Source organism: Aliivibrio sp. S3MY1, assembly GCF_028765575.1.
GTDB lineage: Bacteria > Pseudomonadota > Gammaproteobacteria > Enterobacterales > Vibrionaceae > Aliivibrio.
In genome coordinates, this window is record NZ_JARACO010000018.1 from 18,131 (window position 1) to 37,640 (window position 19,510).

The 19,510-nt window shown below is 40.3% G+C and carries 18 protein-coding genes; 7 read left to right on the forward strand and 11 right to left on the reverse strand.

The annotated features are described in order from the left end of the window. Nucleotides 1–14: 14 nt before the first annotated feature. From gpsA to PVK62_RS12410, 3 genes are all read right to left on the reverse strand, one after another. Nucleotides 15–1,046 (reverse strand): NAD(P)H-dependent glycerol-3-phosphate dehydrogenase, encoded by a 1,032-nt coding sequence (gene gpsA / locus PVK62_RS12400; protein ID WP_274442349.1) that lies wholly within the window; start codon nucleotides 1,044–1,046, stop codon nucleotides 15–17. A 144-nt stretch (nucleotides 1,047–1,190) separates the two neighbouring features. Further along, nucleotides 1,191–1,661 (reverse strand): protein-export chaperone SecB, encoded by a 471-nt coding sequence (gene secB, locus PVK62_RS12405; protein WP_274442348.1) that lies wholly within the window; start codon nucleotides 1,659–1,661, stop codon nucleotides 1,191–1,193. 130 nt (nucleotides 1,662–1,791) lie between these two features. Further along, nucleotides 1,792–2,229, reverse strand: a complete 438-nt coding sequence (locus PVK62_RS12410; protein WP_274442347.1) for a rhodanese-like domain-containing protein — start codon at nucleotides 2,227–2,229, stop codon at nucleotides 1,792–1,794. A gap of 237 nt (nucleotides 2,230–2,466) precedes the next feature. On the opposite strand from PVK62_RS12410, the gene PVK62_RS12415 reads away from it, so the two are divergent. Next, nucleotides 2,467–3,597 (forward strand): murein hydrolase activator EnvC family protein, encoded by a 1,131-nt coding sequence (locus PVK62_RS12415; RefSeq protein WP_274442346.1) that lies wholly within the window; start codon nucleotides 2,467–2,469, stop codon nucleotides 3,595–3,597. Between the two features lie 100 nt (nucleotides 3,598–3,697). Here the strand turns inward: PVK62_RS12415 and PVK62_RS12420 are convergent, their stop codons facing one another. Further along, complete coding sequence (locus tag PVK62_RS12420; protein ID WP_274442344.1) at nucleotides 3,698–4,231, reverse strand: FxsA family protein; 534 nt, start codon at nucleotides 4,229–4,231, stop codon at nucleotides 3,698–3,700. Between the two features lie 434 nt (nucleotides 4,232–4,665). Between PVK62_RS12420 and aspA the strand changes: the two genes are divergently transcribed. Together aspA and PVK62_RS12430 are read left to right on the forward strand one after the other, a co-directional pair. Then, complete coding sequence (gene aspA / locus PVK62_RS12425; protein ID WP_274442343.1) at nucleotides 4,666–6,114, forward strand: aspartate ammonia-lyase; 1,449 nt, start codon at nucleotides 4,666–4,668, stop codon at nucleotides 6,112–6,114. A gap of 167 nt (nucleotides 6,115–6,281) precedes the next feature. Next, complete coding sequence (locus PVK62_RS12430) at nucleotides 6,282–7,583, forward strand: anaerobic C4-dicarboxylate transporter (RefSeq protein WP_274442342.1); 1,302 nt, start codon at nucleotides 6,282–6,284, stop codon at nucleotides 7,581–7,583. A 68-nt stretch (nucleotides 7,584–7,651) separates the two neighbouring features. Here the strand turns inward: PVK62_RS12430 and PVK62_RS12435 are convergent, their stop codons facing one another. Continuing rightward, on the reverse strand, nucleotides 7,652–8,077 hold the full coding sequence (locus PVK62_RS12435; RefSeq protein ID WP_274442341.1) for a universal stress protein: 426 nt from the start codon (nucleotides 8,075–8,077) through the stop codon (nucleotides 7,652–7,654). 228 nt (nucleotides 8,078–8,305) lie between these two features. On the opposite strand from PVK62_RS12435, the gene PVK62_RS12440 reads away from it, so the two are divergent. Beyond that, complete coding sequence (locus PVK62_RS12440; RefSeq protein ID WP_274442340.1) at nucleotides 8,306–10,159, forward strand: protein-disulfide reductase DsbD; 1,854 nt, start codon at nucleotides 8,306–8,308, stop codon at nucleotides 10,157–10,159. 104 nt (nucleotides 10,160–10,263) lie between these two features. After that, complete coding sequence (gene nagB / locus PVK62_RS12445) at nucleotides 10,264–11,064, forward strand: glucosamine-6-phosphate deaminase (protein ID WP_274442338.1); 801 nt, start codon at nucleotides 10,264–10,266, stop codon at nucleotides 11,062–11,064. 85 nt (nucleotides 11,065–11,149) lie between these two features. Here the strand turns inward: nagB and arsJ are convergent, their stop codons facing one another. The 4 genes from arsJ to PVK62_RS12465 form a co-directional block, all read right to left on the reverse strand. Beyond that, nucleotides 11,150–12,361, reverse strand: a complete 1,212-nt coding sequence (gene arsJ, locus PVK62_RS12450; protein WP_274442336.1) for an organoarsenical effux MFS transporter ArsJ — start codon at nucleotides 12,359–12,361, stop codon at nucleotides 11,150–11,152. A gap of 68 nt (nucleotides 12,362–12,429) precedes the next feature. Then, nucleotides 12,430–12,927: a phosphatase domain-containing putative toxin gene (locus PVK62_RS12455; RefSeq protein WP_274442333.1), complete on the reverse strand. Its 498-nt coding sequence runs from the start codon at nucleotides 12,925–12,927 to the stop codon at nucleotides 12,430–12,432. Between the two features lie 30 nt (nucleotides 12,928–12,957). After that, nucleotides 12,958–13,959, reverse strand: coding sequence for an ArsJ-associated glyceraldehyde-3-phosphate dehydrogenase (locus tag PVK62_RS12460; protein WP_274442332.1), 1,002 nt, complete (start codon nucleotides 13,957–13,959; stop codon nucleotides 12,958–12,960). Nucleotides 13,960–13,975: 16 nt separating this feature from the next. Beyond that, nucleotides 13,976–14,305 (reverse strand): metalloregulator ArsR/SmtB family transcription factor, encoded by a 330-nt coding sequence (locus PVK62_RS12465; RefSeq protein WP_274442330.1) that lies wholly within the window; start codon nucleotides 14,303–14,305, stop codon nucleotides 13,976–13,978. Between the two features lie 284 nt (nucleotides 14,306–14,589). Here PVK62_RS12465 and PVK62_RS12470 point away from each other — a divergent pair, with 284 nt between their 5' ends. Continuing rightward, entirely contained in the window at nucleotides 14,590–15,816 is a 1,227-nt protein-coding gene (locus tag PVK62_RS12470; RefSeq protein ID WP_274442328.1) for an NAD(P)/FAD-dependent oxidoreductase, read from the forward strand. A 94-nt stretch (nucleotides 15,817–15,910) separates the two neighbouring features. On the opposite strand, the gene glmS is transcribed toward PVK62_RS12470, so the two are convergent. Continuing rightward, the gene (glmS, locus tag PVK62_RS12475; RefSeq protein ID WP_274442326.1) at nucleotides 15,911–17,743 is read right to left on the reverse strand and encodes a glutamine--fructose-6-phosphate transaminase (isomerizing); all 1,833 of its coding nucleotides are present in this window, start codon (nucleotides 17,741–17,743) and stop codon (nucleotides 15,911–15,913) included. 120 nt (nucleotides 17,744–17,863) lie between these two features. Then, nucleotides 17,864–18,628 carry a DeoR/GlpR family DNA-binding transcription regulator gene (locus PVK62_RS12480; protein ID WP_274442324.1) on the reverse strand — a complete coding sequence of 255 codons (765 nt, stop codon included), beginning with the start codon at nucleotides 18,626–18,628 and terminating at the stop codon, nucleotides 17,864–17,866. 226 nt (nucleotides 18,629–18,854) lie between these two features. Between PVK62_RS12480 and PVK62_RS12485 the strand changes: the two genes are divergently transcribed. Beyond that, on the forward strand, nucleotides 18,855–19,484 hold the full coding sequence (locus PVK62_RS12485) for a response regulator (RefSeq protein WP_274442323.1): 630 nt from the start codon (nucleotides 18,855–18,857) through the stop codon (nucleotides 19,482–19,484). The last annotated feature ends 26 nt before the right edge of the window (nucleotides 19,485–19,510 follow it).

Below are 19,510 nucleotides of genomic sequence, written 5' to 3' on the forward strand. Positions count from 1 at the left end.
ATACCATCCTTGAATTATGATTCTGATTTTTTGTCGCGAGCTAATAAATCCTGCGCAGCAACTCTTGCATCTTTTCCTTGATACAATACTTGATAAATTTGCTCAACTATAGGCATTTCCACACCCATACGTTCTGCAAGTAAAAAGACTTCTTTGGTATTTCTATAGCCTTCAACAACTTGGCCAATTTCTTCCTGCGCACTATCAACATCAGCACCTTTACCTAACGCTAAACCAAAGCGACGGTTACGTGATTGATTATCGGTACAAGTAAGAACTAGGTCTCCAAGACCCGCCATCCCCATGAAGGTTTCAGCTTCAGCCCCTAACGCTACGCCTAAGCGCGTCATTTCAGCCAAACCGCGAGTGATCAATGCCGTACGAGCATTGGCACCAAAACCAATACCATCAGATATACCAGCACCTATAGCAATAACGTTTTTCACCGCACCACCAAGTTGCATGCCAGTAAAATCATTGTTTGCGTATACTCGGAAGGTTTTTGAACAATGAATTTTCTCTTGAAGATCTTTTACAAATTGCTGATCAGGTGATGCAACGGCAATCGCTGTTGGCATACCAGAAGCAAGTTCTTTAGCAAAAGTAGGTCCAGAAAGTACGGCCAATGAGTGTGATTCACCTAAAGCCTCTACTGCCACTTCTTTTAATAAACGACCTGTTTCAGGCTCTAGCCCTTTTGTCGCCCAACACACACGAGAATCTTCACGTAAGAATGGTTTCACATTACCTAACACCAAACCAAAGACATGACTTGGAACCACAACCAGTAAATCACGACTTGCTTGCACTGATTTTTCAAGATCAGTAGACATGATTAACGATGGTGGGAAAGCAACACCAGGTAGAAACTCTTCATTCGCACGGTCCGCTTCTAAACGAGCCATGTGCGTCTCTTCATGTCCCCATAAAATGACTTTTGCGCCATTACGAGCAAGAGAGATAGCAAGAGAAGTTCCGTATGAACCAGCACCAAGTACAGTCATTGAAATATCAGAGTAATCAGTTTGTGTTGTCATTGTGACCATCCAAAACAAGTATCAAAAGATACTAGGTAATAAAAACAAAATGCACTTGTTATCAAAATATAGGATCATATTAGATAAAAAAGTGCATTTATTCTCTACAAATTAATTAATAGCCAAATACTATCAACTTATTATATTCAAAAATTACGCTTGAGCTGGTGCTTCTGCGTTTTCTTGAGCTTGGTTTTGTAGGTAATTCATGAACAATGCGTCAAAGTTAACTGGCGCAAGGTTAAGTTGTGGGAACGTGCCTTTAACCACTAAGCTTGAAATAGTTTCACGAGCGTATGGGAAAAGGATATTCGGGCAGAATGCACCTAGGCAATGTGCTAGTTGAGCTTCTTCCATTTGACCAGCAGTGAAGATACCACCTTGTTGAACTTCACATAAGAATGCGGTTTCTTCTTCGTTCTTAACAGTAACCGTTAGACGAAGGATAACTTCATAAACACCTTGGCCTAGTTCACGGCTTTGAGTATCAAGATCCAGTTTAACATCTGGATTCCACTCTTTTTGGAACATAGTTGGTGAGTTAGGTGCTTCAAAAGAAACGTCTTTTAGAAAGATACGTTGAATTGCAAAGTTCTGTTGTTCTTGTTGTGCTGCTTCAGCCATGGGAAAAGTCCTTTCTATTTAAATATGTATGAACGCAGAATAACGATGTAATATTACTCTGCATTCGTGATATCTAAAAAATGAGCCAGATATCACATCAATATGAATCAGTTGCCTAGGAAATCAGCAATTACTTTTTGCCTTTAACTAACGGTAGGTTAGCTTCATTCCAAGAGATTAGGCCATTCTTAAGTAATTTAACTTGCTCAAAGCCTGCAGCATGCAGATCATTTGCAGCAGTTTGAGCGGTTTGACCTGTTTTACATACCACAATAATTGGGGTTGTTTTTGAGTTTTCAAGACCAGATAAGTTACCAGCTTTGATATCGCTTGGTAAAATGTGACGCGCATCCGTAATGTGACCAGATTTAAACTCATCTTTAGAGCGAACATCTACAACAATCGCTTCTTCACGATTTATTAAGGTTGTTGCTTGTGCAGGATCAACCTCTTGGTAGCCTGCTGTTTTTTGCTTTACTACGTTCTGAATTAACGCAACAATAATACCAACCCAAACAACAGCTAAAATCATGTTGTTGGTTACAAAATCGATGATTGATGTTTCCATATTCTTTATCTCTAATGTTTTAGATAATCTGATGCGTTCACGCGATTCAGTTACCGTGGGCTCTAAAATTAAGTCGAAAGTATACCCTAGGGTTTGTTCCGAGACTAGCGAGGATAAAAAAACAGGCCGACACAAAGAAAATGCTGTGATATTGGTTTTACAATTGAGACCAAATATCAACTCAGTCTAGTCAGACTCAACTCTATCTGAAATAATGCAATGATGAAGATATCCCTTATGAATACGCTTTTTTCTTGTCGTCAAATTTGTACGACGGCGTTAGTGTGCCTGACACTTACTCTTCCAATTTCAGCTCATGCTAACGACGCAGAGTTAAAAGGGATGAAACAAGAAATATCACGCCAAAACTCAGTATTAAGCAAACAAAAAAAAGAACTAACCAGCCTGCAGTCGAGTCTTAAAAAACATGAGCTCTCAATCGCTAACGCCTCAAAGAAAGCTCGTCGTGCTGAAAAAGATCTGGATGAAGTAAAACTATCCATTTTAAAACTAAAACAACAGCAGTCTGAATTAGCTCAACAGCAAATTGGGCAAATAGAGATATTAAAAGATTTACTGGTTAACTATTATCTTACTGGCCGTAATAATCAATTATCCAACGTATTGAGTGGCGACGATGTCACTAAAATAGATCGCATAACTCAATACACGCAACGCCTCTCTGAAGCCAGAGTTGGCGCTATTTCTCAATTAGAATTCACAACCATGCAGCTAAAAGATAAAGAAGCCTCTCTTCTTAAACAGCAGCAGCGACAAAGTGAGTTACTCGCTCAATACAAAAAAGAGAAAACGACCCTTCAAGCATCACAAAACAAACGTAAGAGCACCGTTTCAAATATCAAAAAACGCATTTCAAATGAAAATGGCTATTTAAATGAACTACAACAAAATGAAAAACGCTTAAAAGTTGCCATCGCAAAAGCAAAGGCAAAAAACAACGTGCCTATGGATGGTATTGCCAATCAAAAAGGTCGCCTACCTTGGCCTATTAGTAATCCAAAAACACTGCACAGTTTTGGTACTAAACAAACGGGGCAATTAACTTGGAAAGGCATGGTGTTAGCGAGTGAATACGGCGCACCAGTAAAAGCGGTTGATTCAGGTAAGGTCGTTTTTGCTGATTGGTTACGTGGTTATGGCTTAATGGTGTTAATCGATCACGGTAAAGGTGATATGACACTTTATGGCTACAACCAAAGCTTAATGAAGAAAGAAGGTGATAAGGTTCAAGCAGGAGAGACGATTGCGGTTGTTGGCGACAGTGGCGGTCAAGATAGGCCTTCCCTGTACTTTGAAGTACGCCGTAACAGTAAAGCGCAAAATCCTCGCTCTTGGCTAAAACGTTAGTCCTTACTTAGTCAGTAAGTTCAAACAGTAAAAAAGCCGCGTTCTCTATTCATATAGAAAGAGATCGCGGCTTTTTTTATTCAATTTATATAACCTGTGATTATTTTAAGGTTTTATTTGGATCGTCTTCTTTACGCTGAAACTCGCCTTCAAATACATCACCTTGTTGATCATTGTAGTTTGTCTGATCAAATGGGTTGCCTTGATTAAACGGACCGTTTTGGTCAAAGCCACCGCCAAAACCGGCATGGAATCCACCTTGTGATGCTCCTATGCCATTCACTTTAACTCGGCTCATTAATTGTTTTGCTAAATATGCTCTTGGTGCAGGCAGTAAAACCAACATGCCTAATGCATCTGTCATAAAGCCAGGGACAAGTAATAACACGCCAGCAACTGCCAACATAACGCCTTCTACGATTTGTTGTGCAGGTAACTCACCTTGTTGTAATTTTGATTGTACCGACATCAACGTTTGAATACCTTGGCTTCGAACCAATGATGCTCCAACAAAAGCAGTGATAAGCACCAACCCAAGCGTCGGCCACATACCCAACATCCCCCCCACTTGCACAAATAGTGCAATTTCAATAATGGGAACAAAAATAAACATCAGTAATAGAATAGGAAACACAACACACCTCGATTGGATTTAAGACGATCTTTCGCTTTATATTTCTTTATTTAGTGTAGCAGGCATTAACCGCAAGCCACTTTTTATCTCTCTATTATGATAGATGCGGCACTTCTGTTCAATTTTCAAGAAAGAACTCTGTAAAAGAGTGTAAACAGACATCAATATTATTAACTCAAGTAGCAGTTATATAACCTATAAAGTAAATATATTAACAACTAGTGAGAGCGCAATCTCAATTTGAAATATTCTGCAAAAACCAGACTCAAAAAGTGATCAACTTAACATTTTTACCCCTAAAGAGGTGTATGATGACGTTAAAACAAGGCATCAGGTACGATATTGATCACCTTCTGACGAACGGATTCTACTCGCAGATATGGTCACTTGGACAGAATCCCATAATTAAAAATATAGAACCTTAAAGGCTTACTATGACTCAGATGCTTGATTTAGAAAAAACAAATACCGCTACTCGTATTGAAGAAGATTTGCTAGGTGAACGTCACGTTCCTTCAGAGGCTTACTACGGTATTCACACTCTTCGTGCTATGGAAAACTTCAACATTTCAAATGTAACTATTTCTGATGTTCCTGAGTTTGTTCGTGGCATGATCTACACTAAAAAAGCAGCCGCTTTAGCTAACAAAGAATTAGGGGCTATCCCTTCACAAGTTGGTGAGTACATCATCAAAGCATGTGATTTAATTCTTGAAACTGGTAAGTGTATGGACCAATTCCCATCAGATGTTTACCAAGGTGGTGCTGGTACTTCAGTTAACATGAATGCTAACGAAGTTATTGCTAACGTTGCTCTTGAACTGATGGGTAAAGAGAAAGGTGAATACGACATCATTAACCCTAATGATCACGTTAACCGTTCTCAATCAACTAACTGTGCATACCCAACTGGTTTCCGTATTGCTGTATACAACAGCATGATGAAACTAATTGAAGCAATTGAATATCTAAAAGGGGCATTCGATCTTAAAGATCAAGAATTCCGTAACATTCTGAAGATGGGTCGTACTCAACTTCAAGATGCTGTTCCAATGACAGTTGGCCAAGAGTTCCACGCTTGGGGTGTTCTACTTCAAGAAGAAGTGAAAAACCTTAACTACACAGCGCAGCTTCTTTTAGAAGTAAACATCGGTGCGACAGCAATCGGCACTGGCTTAAACGCTGCGACGGGTTACCAAGAAGCGGCAGTTCGCCACCTAGCAGAAGTAACAGGCCTGCCATGTGTTGCTGCTGAAGACTTAATCGAAGCAACATCTGACTGTGGTGCTTACGTTATGATCCACGGTGCGCTAAAACGTACTGCGGTTAAAATGTCTAAGATTTGTAATGACTTACGTCTTCTTTCTTCTGGTCCTCGTGCTGGCCTTAATGAATTGAACTTACCAGAGCTTCAAGCGGGTTCTTCAATCATGCCAGCTAAAGTAAACCCAGTAATTCCAGAAGTTGTAAACCAAGTATGTTTCAAAGTAATTGGTAACGATACGACAGTGACGTTCGCTGCTGAAGCGGGTCAACTGCAATTAAACGTAATGGAACCTGTTATTGGCCAAGCATTGTTCGAATCTATCGAGATCTTGAAAAATGCATGTGTGAACCTACGTGACAAGTGTATCGACGGCATTACTGTAAACAAAGAAGTATGTGAAGCTCACGTATTTAACTCTATCGGTATCGTTACTTACCTAAACCCATTCATTGGCCACCACGAAGGTGACATTGTTGGTAAGATTTGTGCTGAAACAGGCAAAAACGTTCGTGATGTAGTTCTTGAGCGTGGCCTTCTAACAGAAGAGCAATTAGATGACATCTTCTCTGTAGAGAACCTGATGCACCCGCAATACAAAGCAAAACGTTACGATTAATCCGTAACACCTCAAATAGCGAGCTCACTGAAGCTCGCTTTTTTTATCTTCTCAATAATTTATTTATAAAAATATAAGTAATAATTCATACTTTTATTGGTTTGCTGTATATAGCTGTGCAATAAAAATCTGAATAATTATTTTAAATTTAAACACTGGAGTTATCTATGATTGCTGTACAGCTTCTCGTCGTACTACTGTTCATCTATTTAGGGGCACGTATTGGCGGTATCGGTATCGGTTTTGCGGGTGGTGCGGGCGTACTTGTTCTTACCATGATCTTAGGACTAGACGCAGGTTCTATTCCTATCGACGTTATTTTAATCATCATGTCTGTAATTACTGCGATTGCTGCTATGCAAGTGGCTGGTGGTATGGATTGGTTGGTTGACCTAGCAGAAAAATTCTTACGTAAAAATCCAAAACGCATTACTTTCTACGCCCCTATCGTGACTTATTTCATGACGATGCTAGCAGGTACTGGTCACACTGCATTCTCTACACTTCCTGTTATTGCAGAAGTCGCGAAAGAACAAGGTGTTCGTCCTTCTCGCCCACTTTCTATCGCTGTTGTTGCTTCTCAAATTGCAATCACTGCGTCTCCAATCTCGGCGGCGGTTGTTTTCTTCTCTGGTATCCTTGAGCCTCTAGGTGTGGATTATCTAACGCTATTAGCAGTATGTATTCCATCAACGTTCCTAGCGTGTATGGTTGGTGCATTCGTTGCTAACTTCCTAGGCTGTGAGCTGAAAGATGATGCGGTTTATCAAGAGCGTCTTGCAAAAGGCCTAATTAAGATGAATGGCGAAGGTAAGCGTGAGATCTTACCAACAGCAAAAGCTTCTGTTTACATCTTCTGTGTCGCTATCGTTGCGGTTGTTGCTTATGCAACGATGATCAGTGGCAGCGTTGGCCTGATTGAACATCCAACCATTGGTCGTAACGAAGCGATTATGGCATTAATGCTAACCGCTGCTGCTGCTATTGTAACGTTCACTAAAATTGATGCGTCTAAAATTGCTAATGCTGCGACATTCAAATCAGGCATGAGTGCTTGTGTGTGTGTTCTTGGTGTTGCGTGGCTTGGTGATACTTTCGTTTCTTCTCACATTGGTGAAATCAAAGAGTTCTCGGCTGAGATCCTTGCACAATACCCGTGGATGCTAGCGATCGTTTTATTCTTTGCTTCAATGCTTCTTTACTCTCAAGGTGCAACAACAACGGCTCTAATGCCCGCAGCCCTTGCGATTGGTGTTGCTCCAATTACAGCGGTTGCTTCTTTTGCTGCTGTTAGTGCATTGTTTGTTCTTCCGACTTACCCAACGCTGCTTGCTGCGGTTGAAATGGATGACACAGGGTCAACACGTATTGGTAATCTTGTATTTAACCACCCATTTTTCATTCCGGGTGTTGCAACGATTTCAACGTCTGTCGCACTAGGTTTTGTATTCGGCGGTATTATTCTTTAATTAAGAAAATGAACATATACTACTCAAAATGGCCGCTAATTTAGCGGCCATTTTTTATGTCTGTTTGCTCATGAACTGATCGGTACGACCAATATATCAATAGGAGAACGATGAATTAGCGGTCGAGAATACGAAATTATCTTACTTAAAAAATCATGATGATGCCCACAAATCAATAAGTCGATCTCATGTGCTTTCACTGCCGCTTCAACTTTATGGCTCAGATCCCCCGTCCCTACCCAAAAGCTTTCAATCGGAAAATCGCTATATTGTTGAAAGTCAGTCAACCATTTATTTGATGGTTCATTTAATGGCTTACGCTCAGGAGCAGCCTGTATATCAATTAAATCCGGATAAATCTCACCATGAGTTCCATCAATATGAATAAAAGAAACTTTTGCATCTAATAACTCCGCCATTGAAACGGCTCTATCAATCAACACATGACTCTCTTTGGAAAGATCTAATGCAACAAGGATATGTTTGTATTTCATCACGCAGTCCTCTTATGACTCATTCTATTAATTAATCATCGCAACAAGCATAGTTTCTAAGCTGACAAAAGAGTGTCGTTGGGATCTCGAAACCGTGACAAATAAAAAATAATTACACCAAGGGCAGAAGAGAAAGGAGCAGATCATTAACGTAATTGATACTATACTTGTCGAACTCTTGACCATTTCGATAGTCATATCCATATCTATTTTTATAAAGACTTTTACATGACGAACTTACTCCGTTTTCGAGCAGCCCTTTTATCATTTTTCATTCTCTTTAGCTCCTTTGCATCTCAAGCTATCGCGTCTTTTGACCTGACTAAATTTCGAGGTGAACAAACCTCTTCTTTTGTGACAGTAAATGAAGCTTTCCCATTTAATTTCATGCAGCAAGGAGATAGAGTTTATTTAGATTGGCAAGTAATGCCTGATTACTACCTTTATCAACAACGAATTTCAGTAACGGCTAATGGCGCTGAAATTGCGAATTTAGTCATGGAAGAAGGTACGCCTCATAACGATGAATTTTTTGGTAATGTAAACATATATACAGAGCCTCTTACGATCACAGTTCCTCTTATCTCGGTTAGTGATGATGCAGAGTTAACCGTGCGATACCAAGGTTGCGCCAAAGCCGGATTCTGTTACCCACCAGAGATCCGTAAAATCCCATTATCGGAATTAACTGCATTAAGTTCATATCAAGATGAAACGGCAAATACACATGTTATAGCAAAAAGTGATAGCGCACCGGTTAGCGTAGAAAAAAACACATCATCGAATTCAGAGAAAAAAGAAGTATCTCAAACTCAACAACAAGAGCTGGCTGACAACTTAGGTGATGCTTGGTGGACACCATTTTTATTCTTAGCGCTTGGTGTTGGTCTTGCGTTTACGCCTTGTGTATTGCCTATGTATCCTATCTTAACTGGCATTGTTTTAGGTGGCGGTAAACTGTCTCATGGCAACGCTTTTAAGCTCTCTTTTGTTTATGTTCAAGGCATGGCATTAACTTACACCTTACTTGGGTTGGTGGTTGCTTCGGCGGGTATGCAATTTCAAGCGGCACTACAGCATCCTTATGTATTGATTGGTTTGAGCATCATGTTTGTTCTACTTGCCCTATCAATGTTCGGTGCTTACACCATTCAACTGCCAAGCAGCTTACAAACTAAATTAAATGACATTAGTAACCAACAAAAAGGCGGAAACTTAGGCGGCGTTTTTGCCATGGGTGCGATTTCAGGTTTAGTCTGCTCACCATGCACAACTGCCCCATTATCTGGTGCACTACTTTATGTAGCAAAAAGTGGTGACTTGCTAACAGGTGCCGTTGCGCTTTATGCTCTGGCTATTGGTATGGGTATTCCATTAATTTTAGCCGCTGTATTTGGTAATAAACTGCTACCAAAAGCAGGGGTTTGGATGACGCATGTAAAAACACTATTTGGCTTCATTCTACTCGCCGTTCCTGTGTTCTTATTAGAACGCATTCTTTCTCATAGCATTACACTATTTATTTGGTCTGCACTTGGGGTTGCGGCGTTTGGTTGGCTCTATCATGTCAAAGCAACTATGCCTCAATCATGGAAAACAAGCATTGCTGGGATCATTGCGATCTTAGGGATTGTTGGCTCAGCAATTCCGGTGATTGATGCTATTTCAGGTAAAACACATACTGACGTAAATACCACCACTCAAACTGTCACGTTTAAAAAAATAAGCACGATTGAGGACTTAAACCGAGAGCTTGAAACAGCAAAAGCACAAGGCAAGCCAGTGATGCTCGACTTTTATGCTGACTGGTGTGTAGCGTGTAAAGAATTTGAAAAATACACCTTTCATAATGAAAAAGTTGAACCACTTTTAGGTGAGTTTGTTTTACTGCAAGCTGACGTAACTAAGAATAGCTCAGAAGACATTACCTTATTACAGCAACTAAAAGTTCTTGGCTTACCAACCATCGACTTTTGGAATGCAAATGGCGATTATTTATCTGATGCTCGATTAACAGGATTTATGAAAGCAGGGCCATTTATGAACCATTTAAGTACAAACGTGACCAATGTTGAAGAATAACGTTTCTTTATTGAGCAAAATCATTGGTGATACACAGAAACTTATTTTATAATGCGAATTAATGATTTTTGATTCTACGACTTACGTTTTTTTGAGGTATACAAATGAGATTAATTCCGCTAAATCGCGCTGAACAAGTAGGTGCATGGTCTGCACAACACATCGTTAACCGTATTAATGCATTCAACCCAACAGCAGATCGTCCATTTGTTCTTGGTTTACCAACTGGCGGTACTCCATTAAACACCTATAAGAAACTTATCGAGCTGCATAAAGCTGGTGAAGTAAGCTTTAAGAACGTAGTAACATTCAACATGGATGAGTACATTGGCCTAGACGCTGATCACCCAGAATCTTACCGTACTTTCATGCACGAAAACTTCTTTAACCACATCGATATTCAAGCTGATAACATCAACTTGTTAAACGGTAACTCTGATGATCACGAAGCTGAATGCCAACGTTACGAAGACAAAATTAAGTCTTACGGTCGCATTAACTTATTCATGGGTGGCGTGGGTAACGACGGTCACATCGCATTCAACGAGCCAGCGTCTTCTTTAGCATCTCGTACTCGTATCAAGACTCTAACGGAAGATACGCGTATTGCTAACTCTCGTTTCTTCGGTGGCGATATGGATCTTGTTCCTAAGTACTCACTAACTATCGGTGTTGGTACTCTGCTTGATTCAGAAGAGATCATGATCCTAATTACTGGCCACAACAAAGGTCTTGCACTGCAAGCGGCTGTTGAAGGCTCTGTAAACCACATGTGGACGGTATCTGCACTTCAACTTCACCCTAAATCAGTAATCGTTTGTGATGAGCCATCAACACAAGAACTGAAAGTGAAAACAGTGAAATACTTCCAACAGCTTGAAGCTAAAAACATGGAAGGCTTTTAATTTATAGTGAACATTCACTTAAATTAAGCTAAAAAAAAACCACCGATTAAACGGTGGTTTTTTTATATATGAAACTCACTTAAGCTTAAGCCTTTAATCTCTTAGGCAACTTAACCGATATCAGCGTAGCCAATAGTAAGAATCCAAACGATACCCATAAACAGGCAGCCAGCCCTGCTATCTGAAATACCAATCCCGATAAAATAGTTCCTATTAAACGTCCCATTGCATTGGCCATATAATAAAAACCAACATCCATCGACACCCCATCACCTTTGGCATAACTGACAATTAAATAAGAGTGCAGCGATGAATTAATCGCAAACACGGCACCAAAAATTAATAATCCAATGACGATAACATATTGAGCTTGCCACCCTATTTGCACACCATAGGCAATAAACCCAGTAACCAGAGTTAATAAGCCAGCCCACCACATTGCAGCGCGGCCATCAGGCACTTTACCTTCTGCTTTGCCTGTAATTTTTGGCGCAAAGCCTTGTACAAATCCATAACCAATCACCCACAAAGCGAGAAACCCACCAACCCACGAATGATCCCAGCCAAAGGTTGTGCCTAAGTAAATCGGTAATGCGATCACAAACCAGACATCTCTCGCACCGAATAAAAATAAGCGTGCAGCGGAAAGAATATTGATCTCACTCGATTTAGAAAACAGCTGTGTAAATTTAGGTTTAGATTTGGCTTTACCCATCTCTCCATCAAGAAAAGCTAAACTGCCAATCAATACCACAAAAAGAACCACAGCCATGGTAATAACTGCTGCTTTAAATCCTATGGTAGAAAGCAGAACCCCTCCTAAAAAGAAACCCGCTCCTTTTAATGCATTTTTAGATCCCGTTAAGATAGCAATCCACTTGTAAAGAGCTCCTTCTTGATCACTTGGCACTAATGTTTTTATCGCACTTTTAGCGCTCATTTTATTGAGATCTTTTGCGATACCAGAGAGTGCTTGAGCCGCCATCACCCAAGGGATAGTGAGCCACACTGTTGGCACAGCAAGCATCAATAATGCAAATACCTGCATCCCTAAACCGACGTTCATGGTTTTATTTAACCCCAAACGCGCACCAAGCCAACCACCAATTAAGTTAGTCACCACACCAAAAAATTCATAGAACAAAAAGAGCGAAGCAATGGCTAATGTGCTGTAACCTAACTCATGGAAATACAACACAACTAACATGCGTAATGCGCCATCAGTAATGGTGAAGTTCCAGTAATTGAACGTCACTATCATGTACTGTCGTACACTGTGGCCTAATTGTGAAAACATAAAAATCATCCGTTCAAATAAAAAAGCCCCTGAAGATAATCACTTTCTGAGGCCTTATCTACAATTGATTATTTGCTAGCAATGGCATCAATGTATTCAATTTGGACAGGTTTAGTGAATGCGCCCGGACGTAGTGCTTGTACTTGTTGCTTAATCACGTCTAGATCCCAACCTAAATCCAATAACAAATGCCCAGCAAGCAAACCAGTTCGGCCAGACCCGCCCATACAGTGCATTGCTACCTTGCCATTATTTTCCAATACTTGTTGCAGCTCTGGCGTTGCTGATTTCCATTGCGCTGAAAACTCATCACCCGGAGCGCAATCGTCCTCTATTGGCAAATAAAACCATTTCATACCTAGACGCTCTACTTCTTCACCAAGAGAGCCTACACCTTTTTCTGTTAATTCATCTTGGCTTAATGCCGTTGCTACCGCTTCAACACCTTGTTCTTTTAATTGCTCTAATGAAACCGTTAGCTCAACCCCTTTTGTACCCGGACACGGAGTCAAAATTAATGTGCCATTAGTGCCAGTAATCGGTAGTTCCCAAATTGGATGTGTCATTTTAAATTCCTTAAACCAATGCCATTACTATTAAGCTAGACCAACATTACGAACCAACTCAGCAGTACGAGTTGCATAGCCCATTTCGTTGTCATACCAAGCGTAAATCTTCACCATGCGCTTACCCACAAGCATTGTAGATAGTGCATCTATAATCGTTGAGCGTTGGTCGCCTTTGTAATCTATCGATACTAATGGGCGCTCTTCGTATCCTAAAATACCTTTTAGATCACCATAAGCCGCATCCTTTAATAACTGATTTACTTCTTCAACCGTGGTATCTCTTTTTACTTCAAAAATAATGTCAGTCAGTGATGCATTCGCTAAAGGAACGCGTACCGCATGACCATCAATTTTATTTTTAAGCTCAGGGAAGATTTCTACAATCGCTTTAGCAGAGCCCGTTGTTGTTGGGATCAAGCTCATACCACACGCACGAGCACGACGAAGATCTTTATGCGGTGCGTCTAAAATGGTTTGTGTATTGGTCAAATCATGAATAGTAGTAAATGCCGCGTTTTCTATGCCTAGCTCGTTATTGATAATCTTAACAATTGGAGCAAGGCAGTTGGTGGTACAAGATGCTGCAGTGACGATTTGGTGAACCGCTGGGTCAAAAATATCGTCGTTCACACCAACTACAATATTCGCTACCCCTTCTTCTTTCACCGGAGCCGAAACAACAACACGCTTAACACCTTGCGCTAAGTATTTATCTAAAAATGAACGTGAACGATGCACGCCAGTTGCTTCAATAACAACATCACAACCAGACCAATCAACCGCATCGATGTCTTTTTCTTGCGTTGTTTTAAGCGTTTGACCACCAATGATCATAGTGCTGCCATCGGTAGTCACTTCATGCTTCCAGCGCCCTTGAATTGAATCAAACTCAAGTAAATGCGCTAAGGCATGAGCATCACCCGCGACGTCATTGATTTGCACAAACTCCAGTTCAGGCCAATCAAATGCCGCTCTTAATGCTAAACGTCCAATGCGGCCAAATCCGTTAATACCTACTTTAATTTTCATCGTCTTAATCCTTAATTTAGCAACACGCTTTCATTGCGCTTAATTTATCTGTGTCTTTTTGATATTCAGCCTGCAAACAATTCGATTGCTTCAAACCCTCTATTATTTTGTTTAACCAACCTGGTAATTCGGTACTAATTTGGTAATACACCCACTGACCTTCACGCGTATCAACCAATACACCTGATTGGCGTAGCAGGGCTAAATGGCGCGAGATCTTCGGTTGGCTTTCATCTAATGCTTCTGTCAGTTGATTTACACATAAACGACTTTCACGAGCGATAAGCAACAAACAGCGCATGCGCGTTTCATCAGAAAGCAGTTTAAAAAATTGATGAGGTAACATAAAAAGCCCTAAATATGGATATATGCATTTCCATATATAATAAATAGTAAATGGTAAAACTCAAGGATAGAAAGCTAAGGGTCATAAAATATTCACATTACAGCTATTACTTATTTGTAAAAGTGATTTTCATTTAACCCCCATTATCATCAATTGAGAAATAAATATAATAGAGGCATTGAAACTCAGCACACACTGTTGCGCTCTGTAATGAAGATTATTCTTTGGTTTATTTTCGAGTGATTTACCTCCTCTCTAAGCCAAAATATTGTGAGAAAAATACTATGTCCCGAATCATTGTTGTAGGCGGCGGTGCTGCTGGTTTAGAGCTATCAACCTTATTAACCAAATCAACCCGTAAAGAAGATGAAATCATACTGGTTGAACCTGAAACGCACCATTACTGGAAACCTCGCCTGCATGAAATCGCAGCTGGCACATTCGATAGTGATTTAGATTCGGTTTGTTATTTCACTCACGGAGCTCATCACGGTTACCAGCATTATCAAGGTGCGATGACGAGTATCGATCGTGAAAACCAAACCTTATTAGTTCGTCGTCCAGATGGCACAGAATCAGGCCTAAGCTATGATTACCTTGTGGTTGCTATTGGTGCCATCAGTAATGACTTTAATACTCTAGGAGCTCAAGACCACTGCTTATTTTTAGATTCAGCAAGTCAAGCTCGCCAAGCGTGGAACCAAATTAGCCAAATCTTACGTGAAGGTAAAAACAGCACAATAAACATTGTAGGAGCTGGGGCAACAGGTGTTGAGTTAGCGGCCGAATTAGCCCGAGTAAGTAAAAAATTAAAACGCTATAACGCTTCATCTTTAAGTATAAATCTTATCGAAGCCGCACATCGTGTATTACCTAACAGCCCGCAAAAAATGTCTGATAAGGTATTCAAAGAGCTAGAGAGAAATGGTGTAAACGTATTACTAGAAACTCGCATTAGCGAAGTGACTGAAAATGGTATGCGCACGGATGCTGATAAATTTCTTGATGCTGATATCCAATTTTGGGCTGCGGGTGTAAAAGCACCGGATTGGCTAAATGGTATTGGGAACTTAAGCTACAACCGTATGAACCAGATTAACGTCAATCAAAATCTGAGTTCAACCGAAGATCCTCGTATCTTTGCTATTGGTGATTGCGCTGCAATTCCACAGCAGGATGGTTCTTTTGTTCCACCAAAAGCTCAAGCCGCTAACCGTGCAGCAGTTCACTTAGCTAAAAGCTTAGGTCGTTATTTACGTGGAAAAGAGTTGACTGATTTTGTTTTCCAAGACAGTGGAATGGTGGTTGCTGTTGGCCATCACTTTGCGGTTGGTACTTTCGCTCCTGGCACACGTTTAGAAGGAAAGTTGGTATTACAAGGACGCTTAATTCGTCGTTTATACGATACGATTTTCCGACTACACCAACGCACAGTTTCAGGGATGTTTACGGTCTCTCGCTTAATGATCACTAAACGTTTAAAAGCTCTCTTTAAACCTGCGGGAATTTGATTTTCTATTTAAATTTACCCTTGTAAAAGCATAAATAAAAACGGCAGCCTGCATAAGACTGTCGTTTTTTATTTCATTATCTAAAGCTGAAAATCTACTCCACCGTTACCGCTTTCGCTAAGTTACGAGGCTGATCGACATCCGTTCCTTTAATTAACGCTACATGGTACGAAAGTAACTGCATCGGGATCGTATAGTAAATTGGTGCGGTAATATCACTCACATGAGGCATCGTAATTATTTTCATGTTTTCATCCGCTTCAAAACCTGCTTGCTCGTCAGCAAATACATACAGTAAGCCACCACGAGCACGCACTTCTTCCACGTTTGATTTTAATTTTTCTAATAAATCATTGGTTGGCGCAACCACAACCACTGGCATATCGGCATCAATCAACGCTAATGGGCCATGTTTAAGTTCACCTGCCGCATAAGCCTCCGCATGAATATAAGAAATTTCTTTAAGCTTCAAAGAGGCTTCAACGGCAATTGGGTAAAACTCTCCACGACCTAAAAATAGCGTGTGTTGTTTGTCTGCAAAATCTGGCGCTAACGCTTCAATCTCTTTATCAAACGACAACGCTTGTTCTATTTGAGCAGGCAATGCATGCAAGGCTTCTACGATCTCTTTTTCTTTTTCTTTTGAGATACGGTTTTGCTGCTTACCTAATGCCGTAACTAACATCAATAACGCTGCAAGCTGTGTGGTGAAGGCTTTCGTTGATGCAACGCCAATCTCAGTTCCTGCTCGTGTCATAAAGGCAAAATCTGACTCACGAACCAGAGATGAACCTGCTACGTTACATACTGTCATTGCACCCATGTAGCCACGCTCTTTTGCTAAACGAAGTGCTGCTAAAGTATCTGCCGTTTCACCTGATTGAGATAGAGTGATCAATAAGCTGTTTGGACGAGTTACAAATTTACGATAACGGAATTCAGAGGCGATTTCGACATCACAACTGACACCTGCCAATGATTCAAACCAATAACGAGCCGTCATGCCTGCATTATAAGAGGTTCCACAAGCAATGATTTGTACGTGTTCTACTTTATTTAAGATCTCAACCGCGTTAACACCAATACTTTCAGTCACAACAGAGTCATTGGTAATGCGACCTTCCATGGTATTAATTAACGCTTTTGGCTGCTCAAATACTTCCTTTTGCATAAAGTGACGATATTGCCCTTTATCACCCGCATCGTGCTCAGCATTTGATTCTGTTATTTCACGTTCTACTTGCTCACCGCTGGCATCGAAAACCACTACATCACGACGAGTGATCTCTGCAACATCACCTTCTTCAAGATACATAAAGCGACGAGTCACGTTAAGTAAGGCAAGCTGATCAGAAGCCAAGAAGTTTTCGCCAACACCACGACCAATCACTATTGGGCTACCAGAACGAGCAACCACAAGACGCTCTGGATCACGGCGATCCATAACCACTGTCCCGTAAGCTCCTTCTAATTGTTTTGCTGTTTTTTGTACTGCTTCAATTAATGAATCTGAAGTACGTAACTCCCATTCAACTAAATGAGCAATCACTTCAGTATCGGTTTGAGATTTAAAAACATAACCTCGCTCTTGCAACAAAGAACGCAGTGCTTCGTGGTTTTCAATAATGCCATTATGAACAATCGTAATATCGCCAGAGACATGAGGGTGCGCATTAATTTCAGAAGGTTCACCATGCGTTGCCCAGCGGGTATGAGCAATGCCAGTACCACCAATGACATGTGATCCTTCTACAGCATTGGCTAATTCTTTAACTTTACCCAAACGACGTAAACGTGTGTAATTGCTATCAGCATCAACAACCGCAACCCCTGCAGAATCGTAGCCGCGGTATTCTAAACGACGCAGTCCTTCCACTAAAATCTCAGCTACATCTCTTTGTGCAACAGCACCTACAATCCCACACATGGCAATACTCCAATTATTCTAATCTTAAATTTTTAGGTTTAAGAAGCCTCTTATTGCTTCTTAAGTTATAAATAGCCGCTGATCGGCAGCAAAAATGTCAGCGGTATCATATAAATTAAATCACTGAGCTCTGATGACTCGTACATTATGTGATTCAATTTTCTGTTGTTGCTCTTGGCTTAAATCATTATTGGTGATCAACACATCAATGCTGTCCCATGGCAGTTCAACGTTAGGAATTTTTCGACCAATTTTTTCAGATTCCACCATTAAAATAACCTCACGAGCCACTTCAGACATCACGCGACTTAACCCTACTAATTCATTAAATGTGGTTGTTCCGCGTTCCAAATCAATTCCATCAGCACCAATGAATAACTGATCAAAATCATAGGATCTTAAAACCGATTCGGCCACTTGACCTTGAAATGAATCAGAATGACTGTCCCATGTTCCACCCGTCATTAATAGCGTTGGTTCGTTTTCAATTTCTTGCAGCGCATTAGCAACGGGTAATGAATTGGTCATCACTACTAGGCCATTTCGTTTCGATAATTGGTTAATTAATGCCGCCGTTGTGCTGCCACTATCAATAATGATCCGGTTATGATCTTTAATCAGATCGACGGCTGCATTAGCAATAGATAACTTTCGATTCGAAACTTCTTCACAAGTGTCTTCTTGTATAATATTTGATGGCATCAAAACTGCGCCGCCATATTTACGCATCAGTAATCCATTTTTTTCTAATTCGGTTAAGTCTTTTCTGATGGTAACTTCTGATATATCAAACAAACCAGAGAGAGATTCAACACTCACCTCACCTTGTTCCGTTAATAAAGAAAGAATCATATGGCGACGTTGTTTCGTATTTCTTTTTGACATAACAAACTCAATAAGTTTCGATTTGAAAGAAGTTTAGTTTCGTTTCATTTAATTGTCTATAGCAAGAATTTAATTCGTTTTAAATATTAAGATCCCATCAAAAATGTCCGTTTATTTAAAATAACAGATGAGTTAGAGAGGCAGCGCAGACTTTAGCGACTAATAATTGCTCAAAACCGAAGGGGATGTTAATTTTATTTAATCACTTATAAGGAATTTTGTAGCCATGGACGACCACTACACCATTATCATCGCGGACGATCACCCCTTATTTCGCAATGCGCTTTTTCAATCCATTCACATGGCAATCAGTGGTGCTAATTTAATAGAAGCGGATTCGCTTGAAGGGTTATTTGCGGCATTACAAAAAGAGCCCGATCCTGATTTACTCCTATTGGATTTAAAAATGCCCGGCAGTAACGGTATGTCTGGATTAATACAGCTTCGCTCTCAATATCCAGATCTACCTATTGTTGTTGTCTCTGCTAGTGAAGAAGCCAGTATTGTGTCTCAAGTCAAAAGCCATGGTGCTTTCGGCTTTATTCCTAAATCCAGTGACATGAAATCACTCATTGCGGCCTTAAATCAAATTCTTGCTGGTGATCCCTATTTTCCTAAAGGTTCAATAAAAAATTCAGCTGCTTGTGATGATTTGGCGACAAAAATAGCAGCACTTACTCCTCAACAATACAAGGTGCTTGGTATGTTATCTGATGGCTTACTCAATAAACAAATCGCTTATGATTTAGATGTATCAGAAGCCACAATAAAAGCGCACATGACGGCAATATTTAGAAAATTGGCCGTTAAAAATCGTACTCAAGCGGTTATTTTGTTGCAACAAATGGAAAGTTAATCTTGATATAACACTCTAGCCGTTAA

Excerpts from the sequence above, each read along its gene's own strand:
- PVK62_RS12430 (WP_274442342.1), top strand. The coding sequence starts at position 6,282 with ATGATTGCTGTACAGCTTCTCGTCGTACTACTGTTCATCTATTTAGGG.
- PVK62_RS12440 (WP_274442340.1), top strand. The coding sequence starts at position 8,306 with ATGACGAACTTACTCCGTTTTCGAGCAGCCCTTTTATCATTTTTCATT.
- glmS (WP_274442326.1), bottom strand. The coding sequence starts at position 17,743 with ATGTGTGGGATTGTAGGTGCTGTTGCACAAAGAGATGTAGCTGAGATT.
- PVK62_RS12470 (WP_274442328.1), top strand. The coding sequence starts at position 14,590 with ATGTCCCGAATCATTGTTGTAGGCGGCGGTGCTGCTGGTTTAGAGCTA.
- gpsA (WP_274442349.1), bottom strand. The coding sequence starts at position 1,046 with ATGGTCACAATGACAACACAAACTGATTACTCTGATATTTCAATGACT.
- PVK62_RS12455 (WP_274442333.1), bottom strand. The coding sequence starts at position 12,927 with ATGACACATCCAATTTGGGAACTACCGATTACTGGCACTAATGGCACA.
- PVK62_RS12465 (WP_274442330.1), bottom strand. The coding sequence starts at position 14,305 with ATGTTACCTCATCAATTTTTTAAACTGCTTTCTGATGAAACGCGCATG.
- PVK62_RS12410 (WP_274442347.1), bottom strand. The coding sequence starts at position 2,229 with ATGGAAACATCAATCATCGATTTTGTAACCAACAACATGATTTTAGCT.
- nagB (WP_274442338.1), top strand. The coding sequence starts at position 10,264 with ATGAGATTAATTCCGCTAAATCGCGCTGAACAAGTAGGTGCATGGTCT.
- PVK62_RS12415 (WP_274442346.1), top strand. The coding sequence starts at position 2,467 with ATGAATACGCTTTTTTCTTGTCGTCAAATTTGTACGACGGCGTTAGTG.
- aspA (WP_274442343.1), top strand. The coding sequence starts at position 4,666 with ATGACTCAGATGCTTGATTTAGAAAAAACAAATACCGCTACTCGTATT.
- PVK62_RS12480 (WP_274442324.1), bottom strand. The coding sequence starts at position 18,628 with ATGTCAAAAAGAAATACGAAACAACGTCGCCATATGATTCTTTCTTTA.
- arsJ (WP_274442336.1), bottom strand. The coding sequence starts at position 12,361 with ATGTTTTCACAATTAGGCCACAGTGTACGACAGTACATGATAGTGACG.
- secB (WP_274442348.1), bottom strand. The coding sequence starts at position 1,661 with ATGGCTGAAGCAGCACAACAAGAACAACAGAACTTTGCAATTCAACGT.
- PVK62_RS12460 (WP_274442332.1), bottom strand. The coding sequence starts at position 13,959 with ATGAAAATTAAAGTAGGTATTAACGGATTTGGCCGCATTGGACGTTTA.
- PVK62_RS12485 (WP_274442323.1), top strand. The coding sequence starts at position 18,855 with ATGGACGACCACTACACCATTATCATCGCGGACGATCACCCCTTATTT.
- PVK62_RS12435 (WP_274442341.1), bottom strand. The coding sequence starts at position 8,077 with ATGAAATACAAACATATCCTTGTTGCATTAGATCTTTCCAAAGAGAGT.